This is a genomic window from Vibrio frigidus (genome assembly GCF_042465995.1).
GTDB lineage: Bacteria > Pseudomonadota > Gammaproteobacteria > Enterobacterales > Vibrionaceae > Vibrio.
Genome location: NZ_JBCDMC010000002.1, coordinates 171,341 through 190,224 on the forward strand (window position 1 = coordinate 171,341; position 18,884 = coordinate 190,224).

The window sequence follows — 18,884 nt, forward strand, 5'->3', positions numbered from 1 at the left end:
TCAACCATGCACCCGTCGTTATTTATTCTCTCTTTCGCCTATAAAAGGAGAAAAAAATACTCTATTGTGACGACTTTTGAAGCAATAAAGAAAAATAATTCCCCGATAAAAAGCTTATTCTTACTCTATAAAAACAACAAGCCAAATAGTGAGTGAGAATCAGATGAAAAGACACCTTTGGAATCAATTTACAGAGACAGTCAAAAAAGAAGTTGTTCCGGCCCTTGGTTGCACGGAGCCTGTTGCCATTGCACTAGCCGCTTCTATCGCCATGGAGAAACTCTCTGGTCAACCTCGGAACATCTCAGCGTTTGTTTCTCCTAATCTCATGAAAAATGGCATGGGCGTGGGCGTTCCGGGAACCGGTATGGTTGGTCTATCCATTGCCGCCGCTGTCGGCGCAATTGCCGGAGATCCGAATGCGGGACTCGAAGTGCTTAAAAATATCACTCAAGTTGATGTCGAAAAAGCGAAAGCATTGATTGATAACGATTGCGTACACGTTGGTGTGGCTGATGTAACCAATGTCCTTTATTCAAAAGTCAGTGTGTTTGATGGAGAAAAAACCGTATCGGTAACCATCGCCGATGGACACACTAACGTAGTATCTATTGAAGAGAACGGGATCGCTATCTATGTTCCAGCATTGAACATCGATCATGAGCAGTCTCATCAAGGCCTCATTAATCCCTTCCAAGATGCAAACGCGCAAGACATTTTTGATTACGCGATCCATGCGCCCCTAAGCGATATTGAATTCATAGAAGCAGCAGGACAACTCAACGATAAGCTTTCCGTAGAAGGACTTGCTAACGATTACGGGTTACAAATTGGAGCAACGTTTCAACGTAACGTTGATCGCGGCTTGTTGTCGGGTGGCTTATTAACTGAAGTATTAACGCGTACTTCTTCCGCTGCAGACGCGAGAATGGATGGTGCTATGTTACCTGCAATGAGTAATTCAGGTTCAGGAAACCAAGGGATTGCGGCAACCATGCCGGTATTGGTCACCGCACAGTTTCTCAAAGTGGATAGAGAAGCGAGTATTAGAGCTCTGATGCTTGCTAGCCTTATGGCTATCTATATCAAAAGCCACCAAGACAAGCTCTCAGCATTATGCTCTACAACCACCGCCGGAATGGGTTCTGTCTCGGGTATGACGTGGTTGTTAGGCGGTGATTTTAGGCAGATTAGCTACGCTATTTCCAACATGATTGGCGATATCTCCGGCATGATTTGCGATGGAGCAAAACCCGGTTGCGCAATGAAGGTTTCCTCTTCTGCTGGTGCAGCGGTAAAAGCGGCTCTGATGGCGATTGATGGTGTTCGAGTCACTCAAAATGAAGGTATTGTCGCAGACGACGTTGATGACACTATTCGCAATCTGTCCGCGCTCGTTAATGGCTCGATGAAACAAACCGACGTGCAGATCTTAGATATTATGGTCAACAAATAGTCATTCTCAATTCGTATCGGTAGATGTGCTCCCCTAACAACGGGTGAGCACTTATTCGTAGTTGTTAATCATTAACGACGTTTGATTAAAGCGGTAACGCCGTTGTGTACTTTAATGGCTCCATTGCAAAAGTGGATGTCACATTAGAAATGCCTTCTACGCTGTTAACCATTCTTTTATAAAAAAGGTCGAAACACTTCATATCTTCCACTTGCACTTTCATCATATAGTCATACTCTCCGGCCATACGATAAAACTCCATCACCTCAGGAAAAGGGGTCACCGTCTCGACAAAATGGCTATACCATTCATGTGAATGATTACTGGTTTTGATAAGAACAAAGGCGGTAAATAAAAGCCCCAGCTTTTCAGGATTTAACAGAGCAACCCGTTTACTGATCACCCCATTGTCTTCCAGTTTTTTCAACCTTTTCCAACAAGGTGTTGTTGTTAGGTTAACCGCTTCGGCTAATGCATTAAGTGATAAGGTGCTGTCTACTTGCAACATCGACAATAACTTTCTGTCTGTCTTATCCAGTTCCATGAAACCCTCATTTTTTAGAAAAAATTTTCACATAAACGTCAAATACTAGGACGATTATAGCTTTTATTGTCCACTTCTACAAAAATTACTGTGCTTTTTGACTTACTTTTCCTCTCATTCACAATTAGACTACTTACCTCTGTTTTATTTACAAAAAGGTTACCCATGAAACCGTTACGTCAATTTGTACTGACACCACTATTAATCACATTCGTTTCACTTCCTGTGCTGGCGCAGCAGACACCGACGAGTAAAGATTATGTCTATTTGGGCATAGGCGATGTGGGTTTTTCACCTTCATGGGCGGAGAGTAATACCGTATATAAAAACCCATCATTTACTATTGGAGGAGGAAAATACTATAACGACAACCTTATCTTTGATGGATTTCTCCGTTATTCCGAGAATCAAAACAAAGCAGAAACAATAAAAATGGATGTTATTCAACTTGGGGTATCCGCTATCCTAATCAGCGACAAATTGGGCGACTCCCCTATCAAGCTCTACGTAAAGACCTCGGCTATTTCAGCCTACCAAGATGCACGAAGCCTACCAAATGGTGATTACTCGACGTCTGAAGCCGGTGGCGTGTTTGATATTGGTGCTGGATTTGAGTGGGATATTGGTTCTGATTTCTGGGTGCGTGGTGAGTATCTATATGGCTATGCAACATCAGGACTAATGGTTGATGCAGACTACGATGGATTTTTATTGACCATCGGCAAAGGGTTATAGTTTCTTCGCAATTTATAGGTTCCTAGTAAAGTCTACTAGGAACCTAACCTGCCTACACTCGGGATAGTGGTTCTATCCGTGGTTCTTGCGACTGGTTGTTTCTAATGAAAGTTCTTTGTTTAGTACCTCTTCTACGTGCCCCGGAGACTGCGTTGAAATCGAGATCAATCGGTACATCGCCGGAATAACGAACAGAGTGACCAATGTAGCAAACGCCATACCGAAGAAGATAACAGTACCCACCGCTATTCGGCTTTCATAACCCGCGCCAGTAGAACTGATCAACGGTATCGCACCGGCTAAGGTAGTAAACGCAGTCATAAGTATTGGTCGTAAACGGCGTGCCGAAGCGTCGATTATTGCTTTTTCAAATTCAATACCTCGGTCTCGAAGCTGATTGGTAAACTCGACAATCAGAATACCGTTTTTGGTTACCATGCCGATCAACATTATCATGCCTATTTGGCTATAGATATTCAGCCCTTGTTGCATAATAAATAACCCTAAAAAACCGCCAAACACCCCCATAGGAACGGTAAACATAACGACTAGAGGGTTGATGAAGCTTTCAAATTGGGCAGCCAGCACCAAGTAAGCAACAAGCAATGCCAGTGCAAAAACAACCAGCACGCTCGCTTGATTCTCTTTGTACTCTTTTGACTCACCAGAATAGTCGATAGAGATATCACCCGGCAGTAATTCGATCGCTTTCTCATCTAAGAAATCGAGCGCTTCACCGAGCGTATAACCTTCACTAATATTGGCAGTAACCGTAATCGCCTTCTTCTTATTGTAATGAGACAGACGTATCGCCGATGCAACCTCTTCTATTTTAGTCACTGCATCTAAGGTCACTAATTCGCCCGACGTTGTTCGCATGTAGATCTGACTTAGGTCGGTGGCATTGTTGAAGCTGTTCTCATCACCACGAAGGTAAACATCATACTCTTCACCCCTATCCACAAATGTGGTCTCACTTTTACCGCCCAGCATTATCTCTAGAGTATCGGAGATATCAGAGACCTTTATGCCCAACTCTGCTGCTCGGGGTTTATCAACCGTAATAACCAATTCAGGGGTTTTTTCTGAATAGTTAATCTCTGACCCTTCCATTATTGGACTATCTTCAGCGGTATTTTTTAACAACTCTGCCCACTGTTGAAGTTCAATATAATCAGAACCTCCCAATACATATTGAACAGGTTCACTAGAACCACCTCGGAAACCCGGTGTAAAGGGAAATACCCTTGCGTCTGGTATGCCAGTAAGCGCTTTTCGAATCACACCAAGGGCTTCACTTGCAGAAAGGCTTCTGTCATTCCAATCTTCTAGGATCATAATAACAAAACCAGTTTGGTCGCCCGCGTTACCGCCAAATGCTGGGGTTTGGATGCTAAATGATTTTAATAACCCTTCGCCCAGCAACGGAATTAACTTTTCTTCAACCAAATCCATATTGGCAGACATGCGGTTATAACTGGTTGCGTCCGCTCCCCGAACAAAGGCAAACAACACGCCGCGATCTTCTTGTGGGGCCAGTTGTTGAGGGATGTTGTCCATCAAATAATAACTACCGCCAATGCAACCCAGTATAATTACAGGTGCGATGAGCCTGACTCGCATAGCTTTACTCAACAGGAATTTATAGCCTCGTTCCAGCTTGGAAAACAAATTCTCTATCACACGATTAAAAGCATTTGGCTTTACATTCGCTTTTAGAATTTTGCTACCCAATACTGGTGTGAGTGTCAAGGCAATCAAAGACGATGAGATCACCGACATCGAAAGCAGAACAGAAAATTCGGTAAATAACAGGCCCACCATGCCATCCATAAAGGAGATAGGTAAAAACACCATCACCAAAACCAAGGTAGTCGCTACAACGGCAAAACCGACCTCTCTAGTCCCTTTATAAGCGGCAACCAGAGGGCTCTCACCGTTTTCAATATGATGGAAGATATTCTCCACCACCACAATGGCATCATCCACCACCAGACCAATGGACAAAATCAAAGCCATCAAGGTAATGAGATTGATGGAAAAGCCAAAGAAATAGGCCGAAATAAAGGCGGATATTAACGAGACTGGAACGGTTATTGCTGGAATCAAGGTTGCACGTGCTTGCCCGATAAATATATACAGAACAAGGATAACCAAGCCACCAGTGATAAATAACGTGTTGTAAACTTCTGAGATAGATCTGTCGATGAATACCGTAGAGTCATAATCTATCGCTAAGCGGGTACCTTCGGGTAGAAACTTCTGGATATCATCGACTTCAGCGTGAACCAGTTGAGCGACTTCCAATGGGTTAGCATCCGACTGAGGGACGATACCCATACTCACATTTACGACACCGTCACTCTTAAATGTGGAGTTTTCATTTTCGGCACCAATAAAAACATCGGCGACATCTTGAAGGTAGATAGGCGTACCATCGCTGGCTCGCTTAACCACCAAATATTCAAAATCGCTCGCTTCGTTATAGCTTCTCGCCGTTCTCACCGACATGACAACGGCATCATTTCTTACTTCACCACCGGGACTTTCTAAGTTTTCCTCGCGCAGTGCCGCCGTGATATCGGAGGCAGCAACACCTCGCCCTGCCATCAGGGCTGGTTTCAGCTTCACGTACATCACTTTGTACAGCCCACCAGAGATATCAACAGAACTGACCCCAGTAATTAAACTAAACCGATCAATTAATACCCTTTCTATGTAGTCCGTCAACTGAGTTCTATCCATCTCAGATGAGCTCAAATTGATATAAACAGAGGCCTCTCCACTGCCGTTATTTTTATACACCAGAGGGTCGTCTGCTTCATCCGGCAGCCCGCGCTGCGCTCTGGCGACCGCATCTCGCACATCACTAACACCGGTGTTTAAATCGTAACCGAGCTCAAAAGTAATTTTGATCCGAGAGGAACCATTACGTGTGGTCGAGGTGATTTCATCGATACCACTAATGCCTGTTAGTTGGTCTTCGATTACCGCGGTGATTTGGCTTTCTATAATAGTGGCAGAAGCGCCCTCGTAACGCGTGCTGACTGAAACCACTGGGCTTTCTATATCTGGCATTTCACGCACGGCGAGTCGGTCGAACGAGACCAAACCAAACACCACAAGCAACAAGCTTAAAACAACAGCAGCAACCGGCCGTTTAACCGATACATCCGATAACCACATTATTCACTTTCCTTGTCGGCTTTTTTATTCGCGGTAGTCTCTGGCATTTCGCCTTGCTCGCGAACGGTAAGACCATCTCTCATATTAACAATACCTTGCACCACTATCTTCTCACCGATCGCTAGTCCTTTCTCAATGACCACTTGGTTTTCAACACGGGCACCTAAAAATACCTCTGTCTTTGTGGCTTTGTTGTCTCCATCAATCACATACACGTACCGTTTAGTACCTGAATATTGAAGTGCTTGAACAGGAATAATTGGGGCTTCGATAACCGGAAAGTGTACTTTGGTCGCCATGAGCATACCGGGTTTAAGTTTGTTTTCAGCGTTATCAAACCGAATACGAGCTCTTAGGTTTAGCGTTTCGCTATTAATACGAGTATCGATTCCAATCACTTCCCCTTCAAACGTCGTTGCAGGCCATGCATTACTACTTGCTTGCACTTGCATGCCGGTAGAGAGCATCGATAAGAACCTTTCTGGGATCTGCAAATCAAGTCTCATACTTGAAAGGTTGTCTAAGGTGAGCAGCTCAGCCCCTGTGTTCACCATCTTTCCACGACTAAAATCAATAAAGCCAACGGTTCCACCGAAAGGTGCCGTGATATTTAAATCTTTTAGTTGGGCATTGGCGGCATCTAAACGGGCGTTCGCGATATCTACACTGGCTTTCTGAGCGTCAATCTCAGTCTGAGTAATCGCGCCTTTTTTGGCTAATCGTTCAAACTCGGCTAATTTTCGTTTCTCATTTCGTAAGTAGGCTTTGGCTTCGGATATTGAGGCCTTCGCTTTATCATCATTTAGCTGAACTAAGAGATCGCCCTTTTTGACTTTTTGATTTGCGGATACCTTAATAGCATTGACCTTGCCGGAAACCTCTGGAGAAATGATGACAGACTGTTCTGCTTCTAGCTTACCAACCAAGGTCAAGCTTTGAGATATATCGTGAGTCGCGACGGTTTCTGTTATCACCAAAACACTTTGCGCCTTTCGAGCACCACCTGATTTTCCTTGACCCGCAGCATAGCTCGGCGAATTCAGTAATAGAATTGAAGACACGAGTAGAATCGCTAAATTATTTTTATCCATTTTTTTGGCTCTAAAAAGTCGTAGGGTTTAAGTTTACCAACTTCTTACCCTAACGAGCGTAAACTTATGTAAAGAAGAGCAAAGAATCCGTTAACACGCAGATATCTACACGTTCAAAGCCGAAAAATGTTCACTTTCTAACTTCATTGTTGAAAAAGGCATCAATCGAACAAAAAAACCAATAAAATACTTTACAGCTTTAGCGATTTTGCTATTATGCAGCTCCTCGCTTAGAGGCACTATTTGACGTCGGCTTACTTGGTTCAACCAATGATAAGATGTGTTAAATAATGGGTTAGAATTGGGACTAACCAAGTGACTAGGAAAATTGAATCTAGTTGCTGAACACCCTGGAGGGGTTCCCGAGTGGCCAAAGGGAGCAGACTGTAAATCTGCCGGCTCCGCCTTCGATGGTTCGAATCCGTCCCCCTCCACCATATTTGTAAGTGTATGTTGATTGCTTGCACCTATTTAGATAAGTCATTAGTTTTATAACTTATCTTTTAGAGTTACCGTGTTTAAAGGTTACAGTTGGGAGTAACCGTAGATTTGATAGCAATATCTTAATCTAAAATACCCTGGAGGGGTTCCCGAGTGGCCAAAGGGAGCAGACTGTAAATCTGCCGGCTCCGCCTTCGATGGTTCGAATCCGTCCCCCTCCACCATATTTTAAGTTTGTATAATTGTTTAGATGAGTTATATAAACACTGTTTTTAAGGTTACGTTTGGGAGTAACCGTAGATTAGATAGTAATATCTTGATCTAAAATACCCTTGGAGGGGTTCCCGAGTGGCCAAAGGGAGCAGACTGTAAATCTGCCGGCTCCGCCTTCGATGGTTCGAATCCGTCCCCCTCCACCATATCTTAAAAGGCCCGCTCTCGTAGCGGGTCTTTTTCGTTTAAGATCAAAAATTCTTACACGAGTTCAGATACATATAATTCATTCTACTTCTGTTTCTACATTTTTAATTTTCCTTCCAATTAGATCTTAATATTAAAAGCATCAAAGGCTCGTTAATTGTAACTTTCCTTTATTTTGTCATAACTTACATCACACTTTCGGATTAGATTTACTAATCTTTAGAGATAATTAATATCAGCTATTCTTAACAATTTATTGCTCTACAAAATGATAAAATTACCGCGTATATAAACTAGTTTCTTTAACTAAAATAGGATAAAAATATGTGGAATAGACTTAATAAGTCGATGATGTTCTGCCAAATGATGTTTGGCTTATCTTTTTACGGTGTTATGGTCATTTTAACTCGTTTCTTCCTAGAAGATTTGGGGTATAGCGAAGCGGATACAATGATGGTTGTAGGGGCTTTCTCTGCTATTGGTCCTCTTTTTGCTATCGTTGGTGGCTTTATCGCCGATAAGTTTCTGGGGGCCTATCGTTCACTTACCATCAGTTATTTTGTCTTTGCTTCTGGTTACATATTGTTGGTTCTCGGCGCTTCTGCTCAGAACGTACCATTAGCACTTGTCGGTATCGCTTTAGCGAGTTATGCGCGTGGATTAATGTCTCCTTCTTACCCTAGCCTATTTAAACGTACATTCGCCTCGCAAGAAAGTTTTGAAAATGGTTATCCAGTCAACTATTCCATCAATAATGTTGGTGCCTTGATCGGCCAGTACACCTTCCCTATGCTCGTACTTGCTATTGGTTTCCATGGCAGCTTTTTAGCGTCTGGCATACTCGCTGCGCTCGCATTCTTAGTATTGGTTATCTTTAGAAAGCCATTGGTTAATGCCGCTGCGGATATCGACCAACAACCCGTTAGCGTGAAAAACTGGGTGGCGTTCGCAAGCACATCAATTGCCATGATAGGGTTGGTGTTCTTCATGTTCTCAAACATGGATATTGGCCAGAATATCGTTTATGCAATCGGTGCGGCGGCTATTTTGTACTTCATCTCGTTGATGTTTAAAGCAGGCCGATCTGATGCACTAAAAATGGGAACTATCCTCATCATCACGGCCTTAACGACTGCTTTTTTCGTTTACTATGGTCAGATGATGACATCCATGACAATGGTCACCATCAACACAATGCGCGGTGATTTGTTTGGCATTATCCCTATCGCACCAGAAGCCTCAATGGCGATGAACCCATTATGGTGTATGGTTGCTGGACCTGTTATCGCATATACTTTTTCTAGTTTAGAAAAACGTGGTATCGCTTTGTCTACAGCAACGAAGATCGCCATTGCCTTCATCTTGACGGCAATAGCATTTGGTATTTTAGCGGCTGCAGTATTAAGTATTGGCGCTGATGTTATTATTCGTCCTGAAATTTTCTTAGCTATCCACTTCTTCCAAGCGTTTGCCGAGGTGATTGTAGGCAGTCTAGTCGTTGCTTTCATCCTATCAGTGGCGCCAAAGCATATTGAAAACTTTTCGGTGAGTTTATTTTCAGTGGCTATCGCTCTCAGTGGCATTGTTGGCGCTGTGTTCTCTACGTCTATTGCGTTAGAGAAGGGCCAAGTGATCACTCAAGAGATTGTTAAAGACGTCTACGGCAGCTATTTTAGTACATTAACGGTTCTTGCTGTCGTTATGGTGGCAGTGGCTCTTATCGCCTCTTACATCATCCGTAAGATGCTCGATAGCGCGAAAGAACAAGACGCTCAAAACCTAGAGCTTTCTAAAGAAAATTAACAGAAACTCGACCTTCTTGTTTTAATACCGCTATTCAAACCTGCCATCTTCAGAAAAATCATCGACATCCCCACGAAAGTGGGGACTTTATACCATCCAGATTCCCGTTTTCATGGAATGACGAGGGTTCGTTAGAAATTAGATACAAAAAAAAACGCAGTTCGTAAAGACACTGCGCTTGAGCCTGTCACAGGCTAAATAGACATCAACCCGTTAGTCGACATGGATACACGACACAGCGTGCTTGTCTGTCCCTTTAAGCTCTGGTTTCTGTTTCGCACATGCCTCTGTTGCAATTGGGCAACGAGTGCGGAATACACAGCCTGACGGAGGGTTAATAGGCGACGGTAGATCCCCTTCGAGCATCTGAATCACTTTTGTACGTTCAATCTGAGGATCAGGGATAGGAACAGCGGACATCAATGCTTTGGTGTATGGGTGCTTAGGTGTCGCAAACAGTTCTTTCGCTTCAGCCAACTCCACTTCATTACCTAGATACATCACCAAAACACGATCCGATATGTGTTTCACTACCGATAAATCGTGCGCGATAAAAACCAAACTCAAGCCAAGCTCATCTTGCAGCTCTTTGAGTAGATTTACCACCTGCGCTTGAATTGAAACATCAAGAGCCGATACGGGTTCATCACAGATAATCATCTTAGGGTTAAGGATAAGCGCGCGGGCAATACCAATACGCTGACACTGACCACCTGAGAACTCGTGTGGATAACGGTTTACCAAGTTCGGAAGCAGACCTACCTTGTCCATCATTTGTTTAACACGAAGTTTGACTTCATTCTTGGTCAACTTAGGGTAAAACGTTTGCAGTGGCTCTGCAATAATATCGCCGATATTCATTCTAGGATTGAGTGACGCTAATGGATCCTGGAAAATCATCTGAATGTCTTTACGTGTTTCACGGCGCTGTACTTCTTGCATCTTGGTTAGGTCTTGCCCTAACCAAATAACTTCACCTTCAGTCGCTTGAACCAAACCGACGATAGCGCGGGCAAATGTCGACTTACCGCACCCTGACTCACCGACTACACCGAGCGTCTCGCCTTCATATAGACGAACGTTAACCCCATCGACGGCTTTAAGGTTGGCAGGTTTTGACCACGGCCACGCCGACTTTGAAGCGATGCTAAAGTGAACTTTCAGGTTTTTCACATCTAAAAGTAGCTTTTTTTCTGTATTCATTTGATCACTCATTTGGTCCACGTCTCCCATTCAGAAAAACAAGCGCGCTGACGATCGTCGCCAAATGGCATCAATATTGGTGCTTCTTTCATACAACGATCTGTCACTCGGTGACAGCGTTCTTGATAAGGGCAACCCGTCGGTAAACGAAGCAAGTTAGGTGGGTTCCCCGGGATCGTTGGTAAAACCTCTCCAACACTATCCAAGCGAGGGATCGCTTTTAATAACCCTTCCGTATATGGGTGGCTAGGGTTGTAGAAGATTTCATCTACAGAGCCATACTCCATCGTACGCCCAGCGTACATCACCAACACTTTCTCACAAGAACCCGCTACAACACCTAAATCATGGGTAATCATGATTATTGCCGTATTGAACTCTTTTTTAAGTTCATTAAGTAGATCCATGATTTGCGCTTGTACGGTGACATCGAGTGCCGTTGTCGGCTCATCCGCGATCAACAACTTAGGGCGACAAAGTAGTGCCATCGCTATCATCACACGTTGACGCATGCCACCAGAAAACTCATGCGGATACATCGTTATACGCTTGCGAGCTTCAGGAATTTTTACCGCTTCAAGCATACGTACAGACTCTTCAAATGCTTCTGCTTTACCCATACCTTTGTGTAGCATCAATACTTCCATTAGCTGGTTGCTAACTTTCATATAAGGATTAAGCGAAGTCATTGGGTCTTGGAAGATCATCGCAATCTGCTCAGCACGGACTTTGTTAAGTTCAACTTCAGGTAGATTTAAAATTTCTCTACCTTCGAACTTAGCGCTACCTTTAATGATACCGTTTTTTGCAAGTAGCCCCATAATGGCGAATACGGTTTGAGATTTACCCGAACCAGACTCTCCCACAATACCCAGTGTCTCACCTTGTTCTAGCGAGAAGTTTAAATCGTTAACTGCGGTTACGTCACCATCTTGAGTGGTAAATTCAACACGCAGGTCTTTGACATCTAATAAACTCATTTTTCTTTCCAGTATATTTAAGCCAAGGGCTTATCTGTCTTTAGGATCCAACGCGTCACGAAGACCGTCACCAACATAGTTAAAGCAGAACAGTGTTACCACCATACATGCTGCAGGAAAAATCAGCTGCCAAATAGCCACTTCCATCGTTTGTGAGCCTTCTTGTAGCAACGCTCCCCAACTCGTCATTGGCTCCTGAACACCAAGCCCTAGAAAAGACAAAAATGATTCCGTTAAGATCATGCTTGGGATAAGCAGCGTCGAATATACCGCCACAATACCAAGTACGTTCGGAATAATATGGCGAGTAATGATCTTCCAATTACTCACGCCACTCACATGCGCCGCTTCAATAAACTCTTTGCTACGCAGGCTAAGGGTTTGACCACGTACAATGCGCGCCATGTCTAGCCATGCAATCGCACCAATAGCGACAAATATTAATACAATATTTCGGCCAAAGAAGGTTACAAGAACAATCACAAGGAACATAAATGGAACCGCGTATAATATTTCCAGAATACGCATCATGACTCGGTCAGTTCTTCCGCCAATATAGCCTGAAGTGGCACCATAAAGGGTACCAATTAACACGGCAACCAACGCACCTAACACACCGACCATTAATGAGATACGTCCACCAATAAGTGTACGAACATAAAGGTCGCGTCCTAAACTGTCGGTACCAAAGATATGATCCGCAGATGGAGCAGCATGCAGCGAATACCAATCCGTATCGTCATAGGTAAACTCGGCAATCATCGGCAGAAAAATGACCGCCAGAATCATCACCGTTAATATTGCAAGGCTCACCATTGCGGCTTTATTACGCATAAAGCGAATTCGAGCATCTTGCCATAAGCTGCGACCTTCAATCTCTAAATTCTCAGAGAACTTTTCGATCGCATCAAGGTTTTCTTTTTTCGTTAACATAATATCTGTACCCAATTAATAACGAATTTTTGGATCAATAGCCGCTAATAAAATATCAACAACGGTGTTGAATAGAATGAAGAGGAAACCAATCAAAATGGTGACTCCCATTACTAGCGAATAATCTCGATTAAATGCTGCGTTAACGAATAATTTACCGATACCTGGCAGGCCAAATATCGTTTCGATAACAACTGAGCCGGTGATAATACCGACGAAAGCAGGTCCCATATAAGAAACAACAGGGAGCATTGCTGGCTTAAGCGCGTGCTTTAAGACGATATAAGGATAACTAAGACCCTTAGCTCGTGCAGTACGGATAAAGTTACTGTTCAATGTCTCTATCATGCTACCACGGGTAATACGAGCAAATGTCGCCACATACAACAAAGACATACCAATCACTGGTAAGAACATATATTGAAAGGAACCATCTAACCAACCACCAGCGGGGAACCAGCCCAAGTTAATGGAGAACAGATAGATTAATGCGGGTGCCAACACGAAGGATGGCATCACCACCCCGAGCATGGCGGTAGACATAATAATGTAATCGACCCAAGTATTTTGCCGCAGTGCAGCTAAGGTACCCACCCCCACTCCCATAAATAGAGTAAAGATAAAGGCAGCAAAACCAACTTTGGCTGATACAGGTAATGCACCGGCTACCAGTTCATTAACTGTAAAGTCTTTGTACTTGAATGACGGACCAAAATCACCCTGTATAACGTTTGTTAAGTACGTGGTGTACTGTTCAAACACAGGTTTATCTAGACCATATTTAGCATTAATGTTAGCCATTACCTCTGGGGGCAATGGGCGCTCTGATGAAAACGGGTTTCCGGGAGCAAAGCGCATAAGGAAAAAAGAAATTGTTATCAATACCAGCATCGTTGGTATCGCTTCTAATACTCTTTTCGCGATGAATTTAAACATAAACTCACTCTTTTCAGTCTGTGACAGTGTATATCTTGATAAACAAAAAGACGCTGCATGTGAACTTCACATGCAGTGCCCATAATTATTATTATTATTTAGTAAAACTTACTCTTTAATGTATAAATCTTTTGAGTAAATTTTGTCTTCTGCGTTGTTAACTGGGAAGCCACCAACGTTAGGGTTTACTAGACGAGCCTTAACATACTGGTAGATCGGAGCAATTGGCATATCTTTCGCCAATAATACTTCGGCTTCAGCATAAAGTGCATTACGCTCATCAGCGTTTGTGGAATACAGTGCTTTCTTCATAGTTTCATCATAAGCAGCGCTGTTGTATTTAGGGTCATTCGAGCTGTTGTTACTTTGCATTAGCGAAAGGAACGAAGAAGCTTCGTTATAATCACCACACCAACCTGCGCGAGTCACGTCAAAGTCACCTTGGCGACGTGTGTCCAAATATGTTTTCCACTCTTGGTTTTCTAGCTGAACATCAACACCTAAAGACTTTTTCCACATAGATTGAATTGCGGCTGCAATTTTCTTGTGGTTTTCTGACGTGTTATATAGAAGTGTAAACTTAAGTGGATTCTCTTTGTTGAATCCCGCTTCTTCTAGAAGACTCATTGCTTCTTTAACACGCTCAGCTTGGGTTAATTTGCCGTAAGCTGGAACCTCAGGATTGAATCCTGCGACGATTTCTGGCGTTAAGAAATAAGCAGGTTGTTGACCTTGCCCTAATAGGAACTTAGTTATTACGTCACGATCGATAGCAAAAGAAAGCGCTTTACGTACACGCACGTCATCAAATGGTGCTCTCTTGTTATTGAAGCCGTAGTAGTAAGAACACAAGTTACCTTGGATAGATACCGATTCAGCATGATCTTTCTGTAATCGCTTGAAGTGCTCATTAGGCAATTCGTTCGTGAAGTTAATTTCATCAGAAAGGAAACGGTTCATTTCTGCAACTTGGTTTTCGATAGGAAGGAACGTTACTTTCGTTAGAACGGTATTCGCGTTATCCCAGTAGTTCTTATTTGGAACCAATTCGATACGTTCGTTCACTACCCAGTTGTCCATCACAAATGCACCGTTGCCAACAAAGTTCTCAGGCTTGGTCCATTTGTCACCAAATTTTTCTACGGTAGCCTTATGTACTGGCTTAACTGTTGTGTGCCCCATCATCATGACGAAATATGGAACCGCTGTAGTCAATTTAATTTCTAGTGTATTAGCATCAATTGCCTTCACACCCAGCGTTTCTTTATCTGCAGTACCAGCGATGATTTCCGCAGCGTTGACCATATTGGTCATCTCTAGATACCAAGAATATGGCGAAGCCGTTGCCGGATCAACAGCACGCTTGAAACTATATACAAAATCTTCTGCTGTTACTGGGTCGCCATTAGACCACTTCGCATCTTTGCGTAAGTGGAAAATAAATGTTTGGTTATCTGTTGTGTCCCAAGACTCAGCCACACCAGGAATGGTATTACCGTTTGCATCTTGGTTTACAAGACCTTCTAACAAATCACGAATAACGTGAGATTCTGGCACACCTTCAGTTTTATGTGGGTCGATAGACGCCACTTCTGTACCGTTACCACGCACTAATTCTTGCACCTTAGCAAGTTTAGTACCTGCAGGAACATCTGCTGCAAGAGTTGAAAAAGAGGTAGCAGCAACGGTTAAGCTTGCGCCCAGTAAAAGGGTTTGTGTTATTTTATTTTTGAACATGCATTTAACTCCAAATTTTTTTATTAGCATCCATGACGTCTTTTTTATAGGTGTCCGAACGATAGACCATTCAGAACGTTTCTAACAAAAACGCTCTAAAACCCAAAAAGATTGCTGAACACACTACCAATCATTCGTTCAATTTTCCATAAAACGGCCTAACTAGCGCTTTATTATTTCGACTAGGTCAATGTTTTAGATTGTTTGCCTAAAAAGCACTCTATCAAAAAGGATTCACCATAAATGGGTGAAAAATCAGAGTTTAGTTAATATAAATTCACTTTACCCATAACAAACCAAAACCTAAATCTTAATTAACATGAGCTTACACTTTATAAGGTTAAGGTGCATGACTTATTATTCATTATCTATCTTTAGTATGGGGGATGGTAGTAACAATATTGGTGAATATCTGAACACAATGTCAATTCAACGCATTGGAACGAAAGTTTTACACCTTTATTCATAAGTGTAAAACCTTAGGATGAAAAAAAGCCAAGCAATATAGCTTGGCTAGTCATCTTTATTGGGTTGTAGATTATCTGATCATTTTTCAGTCCAACGAGAAGCGGCTTTATGATCCGACGCTCGAGAGTCAATCCAACGACATGCTTCTGTTGTCCTTTCTTTTTTCCAAAATGGCGCTTTGGTTTTAAGAAAGTCCATTACAAACTCGCATGCTTCAAAAGAGGCACCACGATGGGCGCTTGTTACCCCAACAAAGACAATTTGATCACCAATATCGAGATCACCAATCCGATGTATCACACGCACTTTTTGCAGCGGCCAACGGTCTAGTGCTTGCTGACAGATATCAGAAAGTGCTTTTTCAGTCATGCCAGGGTAATGCTCTAGCGTAAGCCCCGTAACATTACTACCCAAATTCATGTCTCTCACTTTGCCGGAAAACATGGCGACAGCACCAGCAGATGACCCTTGCGCTAATAAATCGTATTCTTCTGCCACAGAAAAGTCTTCACGCATCACGGAAACTGAATACGTCATATTACCCACCTGTGACTGGAGGAAAGAAGGCCACTTCATCACCATCGGTTATCACGCTATCAAGCGGTGAGATTGTCTGATTGATAGCGACGAGTAATTTCCCATGAGCTAAAGCTAGGGACCACTTATCGCCTTTTTCGCATAAAAAAGCACGCAGCTCTTCAGCGGTGGCATAGTTAGGCTCGATATCGAGGCCATCAAGGTCTAACAGCTCTCTAGTTTGAGCAAAAAAAAGTACTTTGATCATTTTTCCGCCTTAAAGTGACCTGATTTTCCACCACTTTTCTCGAGTAGTCTAACCTGACTAATCACCATATCTTTTTGTACGGCCTTGCACATATCATAGATAGTCAATGCCGCAACCGATGCTGCTGTTAGCGCTTCCATCTCCACACCCGTTTTACCCGAGAGTTTACAGAGAGATTCTATTCGAACAACGCTGTCTTCTTCAATAGCTTCTAGTTGAACTTCTACCTTAGTAAGCAGTAAAGGGTGACAAAGTGGAATCAAATCCCACGTTCTTTTGGCCGCTTGTATTCCAGCAATTCGAGCGGTGGCGAACACATCGCCTTTATGGTGACTACCAGAAACAATCAAGTGCAATGTTTCTGGTGCCATATGAACAAAGGCTTCAGCTCTTGCTTCTCTTACTGTTTCTGCTTTCGCAGACACGTCAACCATGTTGGCTTCGCCAGAGGCGTTAATATGAGTAAACTGTTCCATACTAGACTACACCGACAAGTGAGGCATAAAGTTACAAGGGCGATGACTCGCATCTAATTGTTGCTTGATAATCTTTGTCCACGCCGTTCTACATGCGCCAGTTGAACCAGGCGTTGCGAATACAACCGTATGGTTTGCAAAACCTGCAATAGCACGTGATTGAATGGTTGAGGTACCAATTTCGTCGTAAGAAACCTGACGAAATAGTTCACCAAACCCTTCAACCTGCTTGTCAAATAGTGGAACAAGAGCTTCTGGCGTACTGTCTCTTGAAGTAAATCCCGTACCGCCGGTAATCATGATGACTTGAATTCCTTCATCTGCTATCCATTGCGAAACTATCGCGCGGATTTTATATTTGTCATCGATGACTATTTTTTTATCCGCTAGATGATGTCCAGCTTCTTTAAGTTGATTGACAAAGTATTGCCCAGACGTGTCATTTTCTTCTGTACGAGTATCAGAAACGGTTAATACTGCAATATTTGCTGGCTTAAATTCACTTACAGCGTGTCCCATAATTTCACCTATATTTAATTTTTTAGCCGCCAATGGAGGCGAGATGTGGCGTCATTCCAGTATTACCATCTTGTAGAAAGTGGCTGACTGATTTAGTTTGGAGTTGAGCTTGAATGCGGTCGATTAATGCATCCGCTTGCTTGTCTTCTTGAAGAAGGTCTCTGAGCTCTACGCCTTGCTCACCAAACAAGCAAAGATGCAATTTGCCCATTGCGGAAACTCTTAATCGGTTACAACTCTCACAAAAATGCTTTTCATAAGGCATAATCAAGCCTATTTCGCCTTTGTAATCAGGATGAATATATACTTTTGCAGGCCCATCATTCGCTTCTGCTACCTTTGGAATCCAACCTTCTGCGATGAGTTTATTCTGGATGCTCACACCTGATTTATGGTATTTATCGAAGAATGAATCCATTTCCCCGGTTTGCATCAACTCAATAAACCTTAACTGTATAGGTCGGTCTCTAATCCAATTGAGAAAAGCGGGTAACTCACCGCTATTAAGATCTTTCATTAAAACAACGTTGACTTTAACCTGCTCGTATCCGACCTCAAAAGCTCTGTCTATACCGGACATCACGTTGGAAAATTTATTCTCTCCTGTGATTTGGTAAAACATTCGAGGGTCTAAGCTATCCAGACTCACGTTAATGTGGGTTAATCCTGCCTCGCGCCAGTCCGCAACCTGAGATTCCATACGATAACCGTTGGTTGTCATTGCCACCTTACTAATTCCATCAGTAGTAGCAATGGTTTGTACGATGTCATTGAAATCTTTACGTAAAGTCGGTTCACCTCCGGTTATGCGCACCTTAGAGGTACCACAACTAGCAAACGCACTAACGATACGTTTCACTTCCGGTATGGATAAAAAAGACGAGTTTTTACGCCCCGAAGGCTTATAGCCATCAGGAAGACAGTATGTGCATTTGAAGTTACAGACATCTGTAACAGAGAGACGCAAGTAATAAAACTTGCGTTTAAATTTATCTTCGAATTGTATCGCCACGGAACACCTTTCCAAATACGGGAGGCCTACTCATTTCTAAGCAAACCCTTGTAACATTGTGTCACTGGCCTCTAACGCATATAGAATTTCAACATTTGCCAAAAATCAAACTTAGCGGTAAAGGCTCGGAGTTATGGCTGCTAATCACTGAAATCAGATT

16 protein-coding genes, 3 tRNA genes and 1 riboswitch are annotated in these 18,884 nt (G+C 42.9%); of the genes, 6 read left to right on the forward strand and 13 right to left on the reverse strand.

The window, feature by feature from the left end; genetic code table 11:
- Positions 1 to 163: 163 nt before the first annotated feature.
- A complete protein-coding gene (locus tag AACW90_RS04255) occupies positions 164 to 1,456 on the forward strand; it encodes an L-cysteine desulfidase family protein (RefSeq protein ID WP_390231309.1) in 1,293 nt (430 codons plus the stop codon).
- 85 nt (positions 1,457 to 1,541) lie between these two features.
- Here the strand turns inward: AACW90_RS04255 and AACW90_RS04260 are convergent, their stop codons facing one another.
- On the reverse strand, positions 1,542 to 2,000 hold the full coding sequence (locus AACW90_RS04260) for an Lrp/AsnC family transcriptional regulator (protein WP_390231312.1): 459 nt from the start codon (positions 1,998 to 2,000) through the stop codon (positions 1,542 to 1,544).
- A gap of 165 nt (positions 2,001 to 2,165) precedes the next feature.
- Between AACW90_RS04260 and AACW90_RS04265 the strand changes: the two genes are divergently transcribed.
- Entirely contained in the window at positions 2,166 to 2,735 is a 570-nt protein-coding gene (locus AACW90_RS04265; RefSeq protein WP_390231315.1) for an outer membrane beta-barrel protein, read from the forward strand.
- Positions 2,736 to 2,807: 72 nt separating this feature from the next.
- Here the strand turns inward: AACW90_RS04265 and vexH are convergent, their stop codons facing one another.
- Positions 2,808 to 5,921, reverse strand: coding sequence for a vibriobactin export RND transporter permease subunit VexH (vexH, locus tag AACW90_RS04270; protein WP_390231318.1), 3,114 nt, complete (start codon positions 5,919 to 5,921; stop codon positions 2,808 to 2,810).
- Complete coding sequence (locus AACW90_RS04275; RefSeq protein ID WP_390231321.1) at positions 5,921 to 7,012, reverse strand: efflux RND transporter periplasmic adaptor subunit; 1,092 nt, start codon at positions 7,010 to 7,012, stop codon at positions 5,921 to 5,923. Before AACW90_RS04275 ends, vexH begins: the two co-directional genes overlap by 1 nt.
- Before the next feature lie 352 nt (positions 7,013 to 7,364).
- Here AACW90_RS04275 and AACW90_RS04280 point away from each other — a divergent pair.
- The 4 genes from AACW90_RS04280 (at position 7,365) to AACW90_RS04295 (ending at position 9,676) form a co-directional block, all read left to right on the forward strand.
- A tRNA-Tyr gene (locus tag AACW90_RS04280) sits at positions 7,365 to 7,449 on the forward strand.
- 143 nt (positions 7,450 to 7,592) lie between these two features.
- Positions 7,593 to 7,677 (forward strand) — tRNA-Tyr (locus AACW90_RS04285).
- Positions 7,678 to 7,787: 110 nt separating this feature from the next.
- Positions 7,788 to 7,872, forward strand: a tRNA-Tyr gene (locus AACW90_RS04290).
- 325 nt (positions 7,873 to 8,197) lie between these two features.
- Positions 8,198 to 9,676, forward strand: coding sequence for a peptide MFS transporter (locus AACW90_RS04295; RefSeq protein WP_390231324.1), 1,479 nt, complete (start codon positions 8,198 to 8,200; stop codon positions 9,674 to 9,676).
- 213 nt (positions 9,677 to 9,889) lie between these two features.
- On the opposite strand, the gene oppF is transcribed toward AACW90_RS04295, so the two are convergent.
- From oppF to moaA, 10 genes are all read right to left on the reverse strand, one after another.
- Complete coding sequence (oppF, locus tag AACW90_RS04300) at positions 9,890 to 10,879, reverse strand: murein tripeptide/oligopeptide ABC transporter ATP binding protein OppF (protein ID WP_390231327.1); 990 nt, start codon at positions 10,877 to 10,879, stop codon at positions 9,890 to 9,892.
- An 8-nt stretch (positions 10,880 to 10,887) separates the two neighbouring features.
- Positions 10,888 to 11,859: an ABC transporter ATP-binding protein gene (locus tag AACW90_RS04305; protein ID WP_390231330.1), complete on the reverse strand. Its 972-nt coding sequence runs from the start codon at positions 11,857 to 11,859 to the stop codon at positions 10,888 to 10,890.
- 30 nt (positions 11,860 to 11,889) lie between these two features.
- Positions 11,890 to 12,792 carry an oligopeptide ABC transporter permease OppC gene (oppC, locus tag AACW90_RS04310; RefSeq protein ID WP_275134285.1) on the reverse strand — a complete coding sequence of 301 codons (903 nt, stop codon included), beginning with the start codon at positions 12,790 to 12,792 and terminating at the stop codon, positions 11,890 to 11,892.
- A gap of 15 nt (positions 12,793 to 12,807) precedes the next feature.
- Entirely contained in the window at positions 12,808 to 13,728 is a 921-nt protein-coding gene (gene oppB / locus AACW90_RS04315; protein ID WP_390231333.1) for an oligopeptide ABC transporter permease OppB, read from the reverse strand.
- Positions 13,729 to 13,836: 108 nt separating this feature from the next.
- A complete protein-coding gene (locus AACW90_RS04320) occupies positions 13,837 to 15,465 on the reverse strand; it encodes an ABC transporter substrate-binding protein (protein WP_390231337.1) in 1,629 nt (542 codons plus the stop codon).
- A 546-nt stretch (positions 15,466 to 16,011) separates the two neighbouring features.
- On the reverse strand, positions 16,012 to 16,470 hold the full coding sequence (moaE, locus tag AACW90_RS04325) for a molybdopterin synthase catalytic subunit MoaE (protein ID WP_275134288.1): 459 nt from the start codon (positions 16,468 to 16,470) through the stop codon (positions 16,012 to 16,014).
- A gap of 1 nt (position 16,471) precedes the next feature.
- A complete protein-coding gene (gene moaD, locus AACW90_RS04330) occupies positions 16,472 to 16,717 on the reverse strand; it encodes a molybdopterin synthase sulfur carrier subunit (RefSeq protein ID WP_390231341.1) in 246 nt (81 codons plus the stop codon).
- A complete protein-coding gene (gene moaC, locus AACW90_RS04335; RefSeq protein WP_347997272.1) occupies positions 16,714 to 17,193 on the reverse strand; it encodes a cyclic pyranopterin monophosphate synthase MoaC in 480 nt (159 codons plus the stop codon). The genes moaD and moaC overlap by 4 nt, the downstream gene beginning before the upstream one ends.
- A gap of 6 nt (positions 17,194 to 17,199) precedes the next feature.
- Positions 17,200 to 17,712 carry a molybdenum cofactor biosynthesis protein B gene (gene moaB / locus AACW90_RS04340; RefSeq protein ID WP_390231345.1) on the reverse strand — a complete coding sequence of 171 codons (513 nt, stop codon included), beginning with the start codon at positions 17,710 to 17,712 and terminating at the stop codon, positions 17,200 to 17,202.
- A gap of 22 nt (positions 17,713 to 17,734) precedes the next feature.
- Complete coding sequence (moaA, locus tag AACW90_RS04345) at positions 17,735 to 18,724, reverse strand: GTP 3',8-cyclase MoaA (RefSeq protein WP_390231348.1); 990 nt, start codon at positions 18,722 to 18,724, stop codon at positions 17,735 to 17,737.
- Positions 18,713 to 18,867: riboswitch (molybdenum cofactor riboswitch) on the reverse strand. (Overlaps the previous gene by 12 nt.)
- Between the last annotated feature and the right edge of the window lie 17 nt (positions 18,868 to 18,884).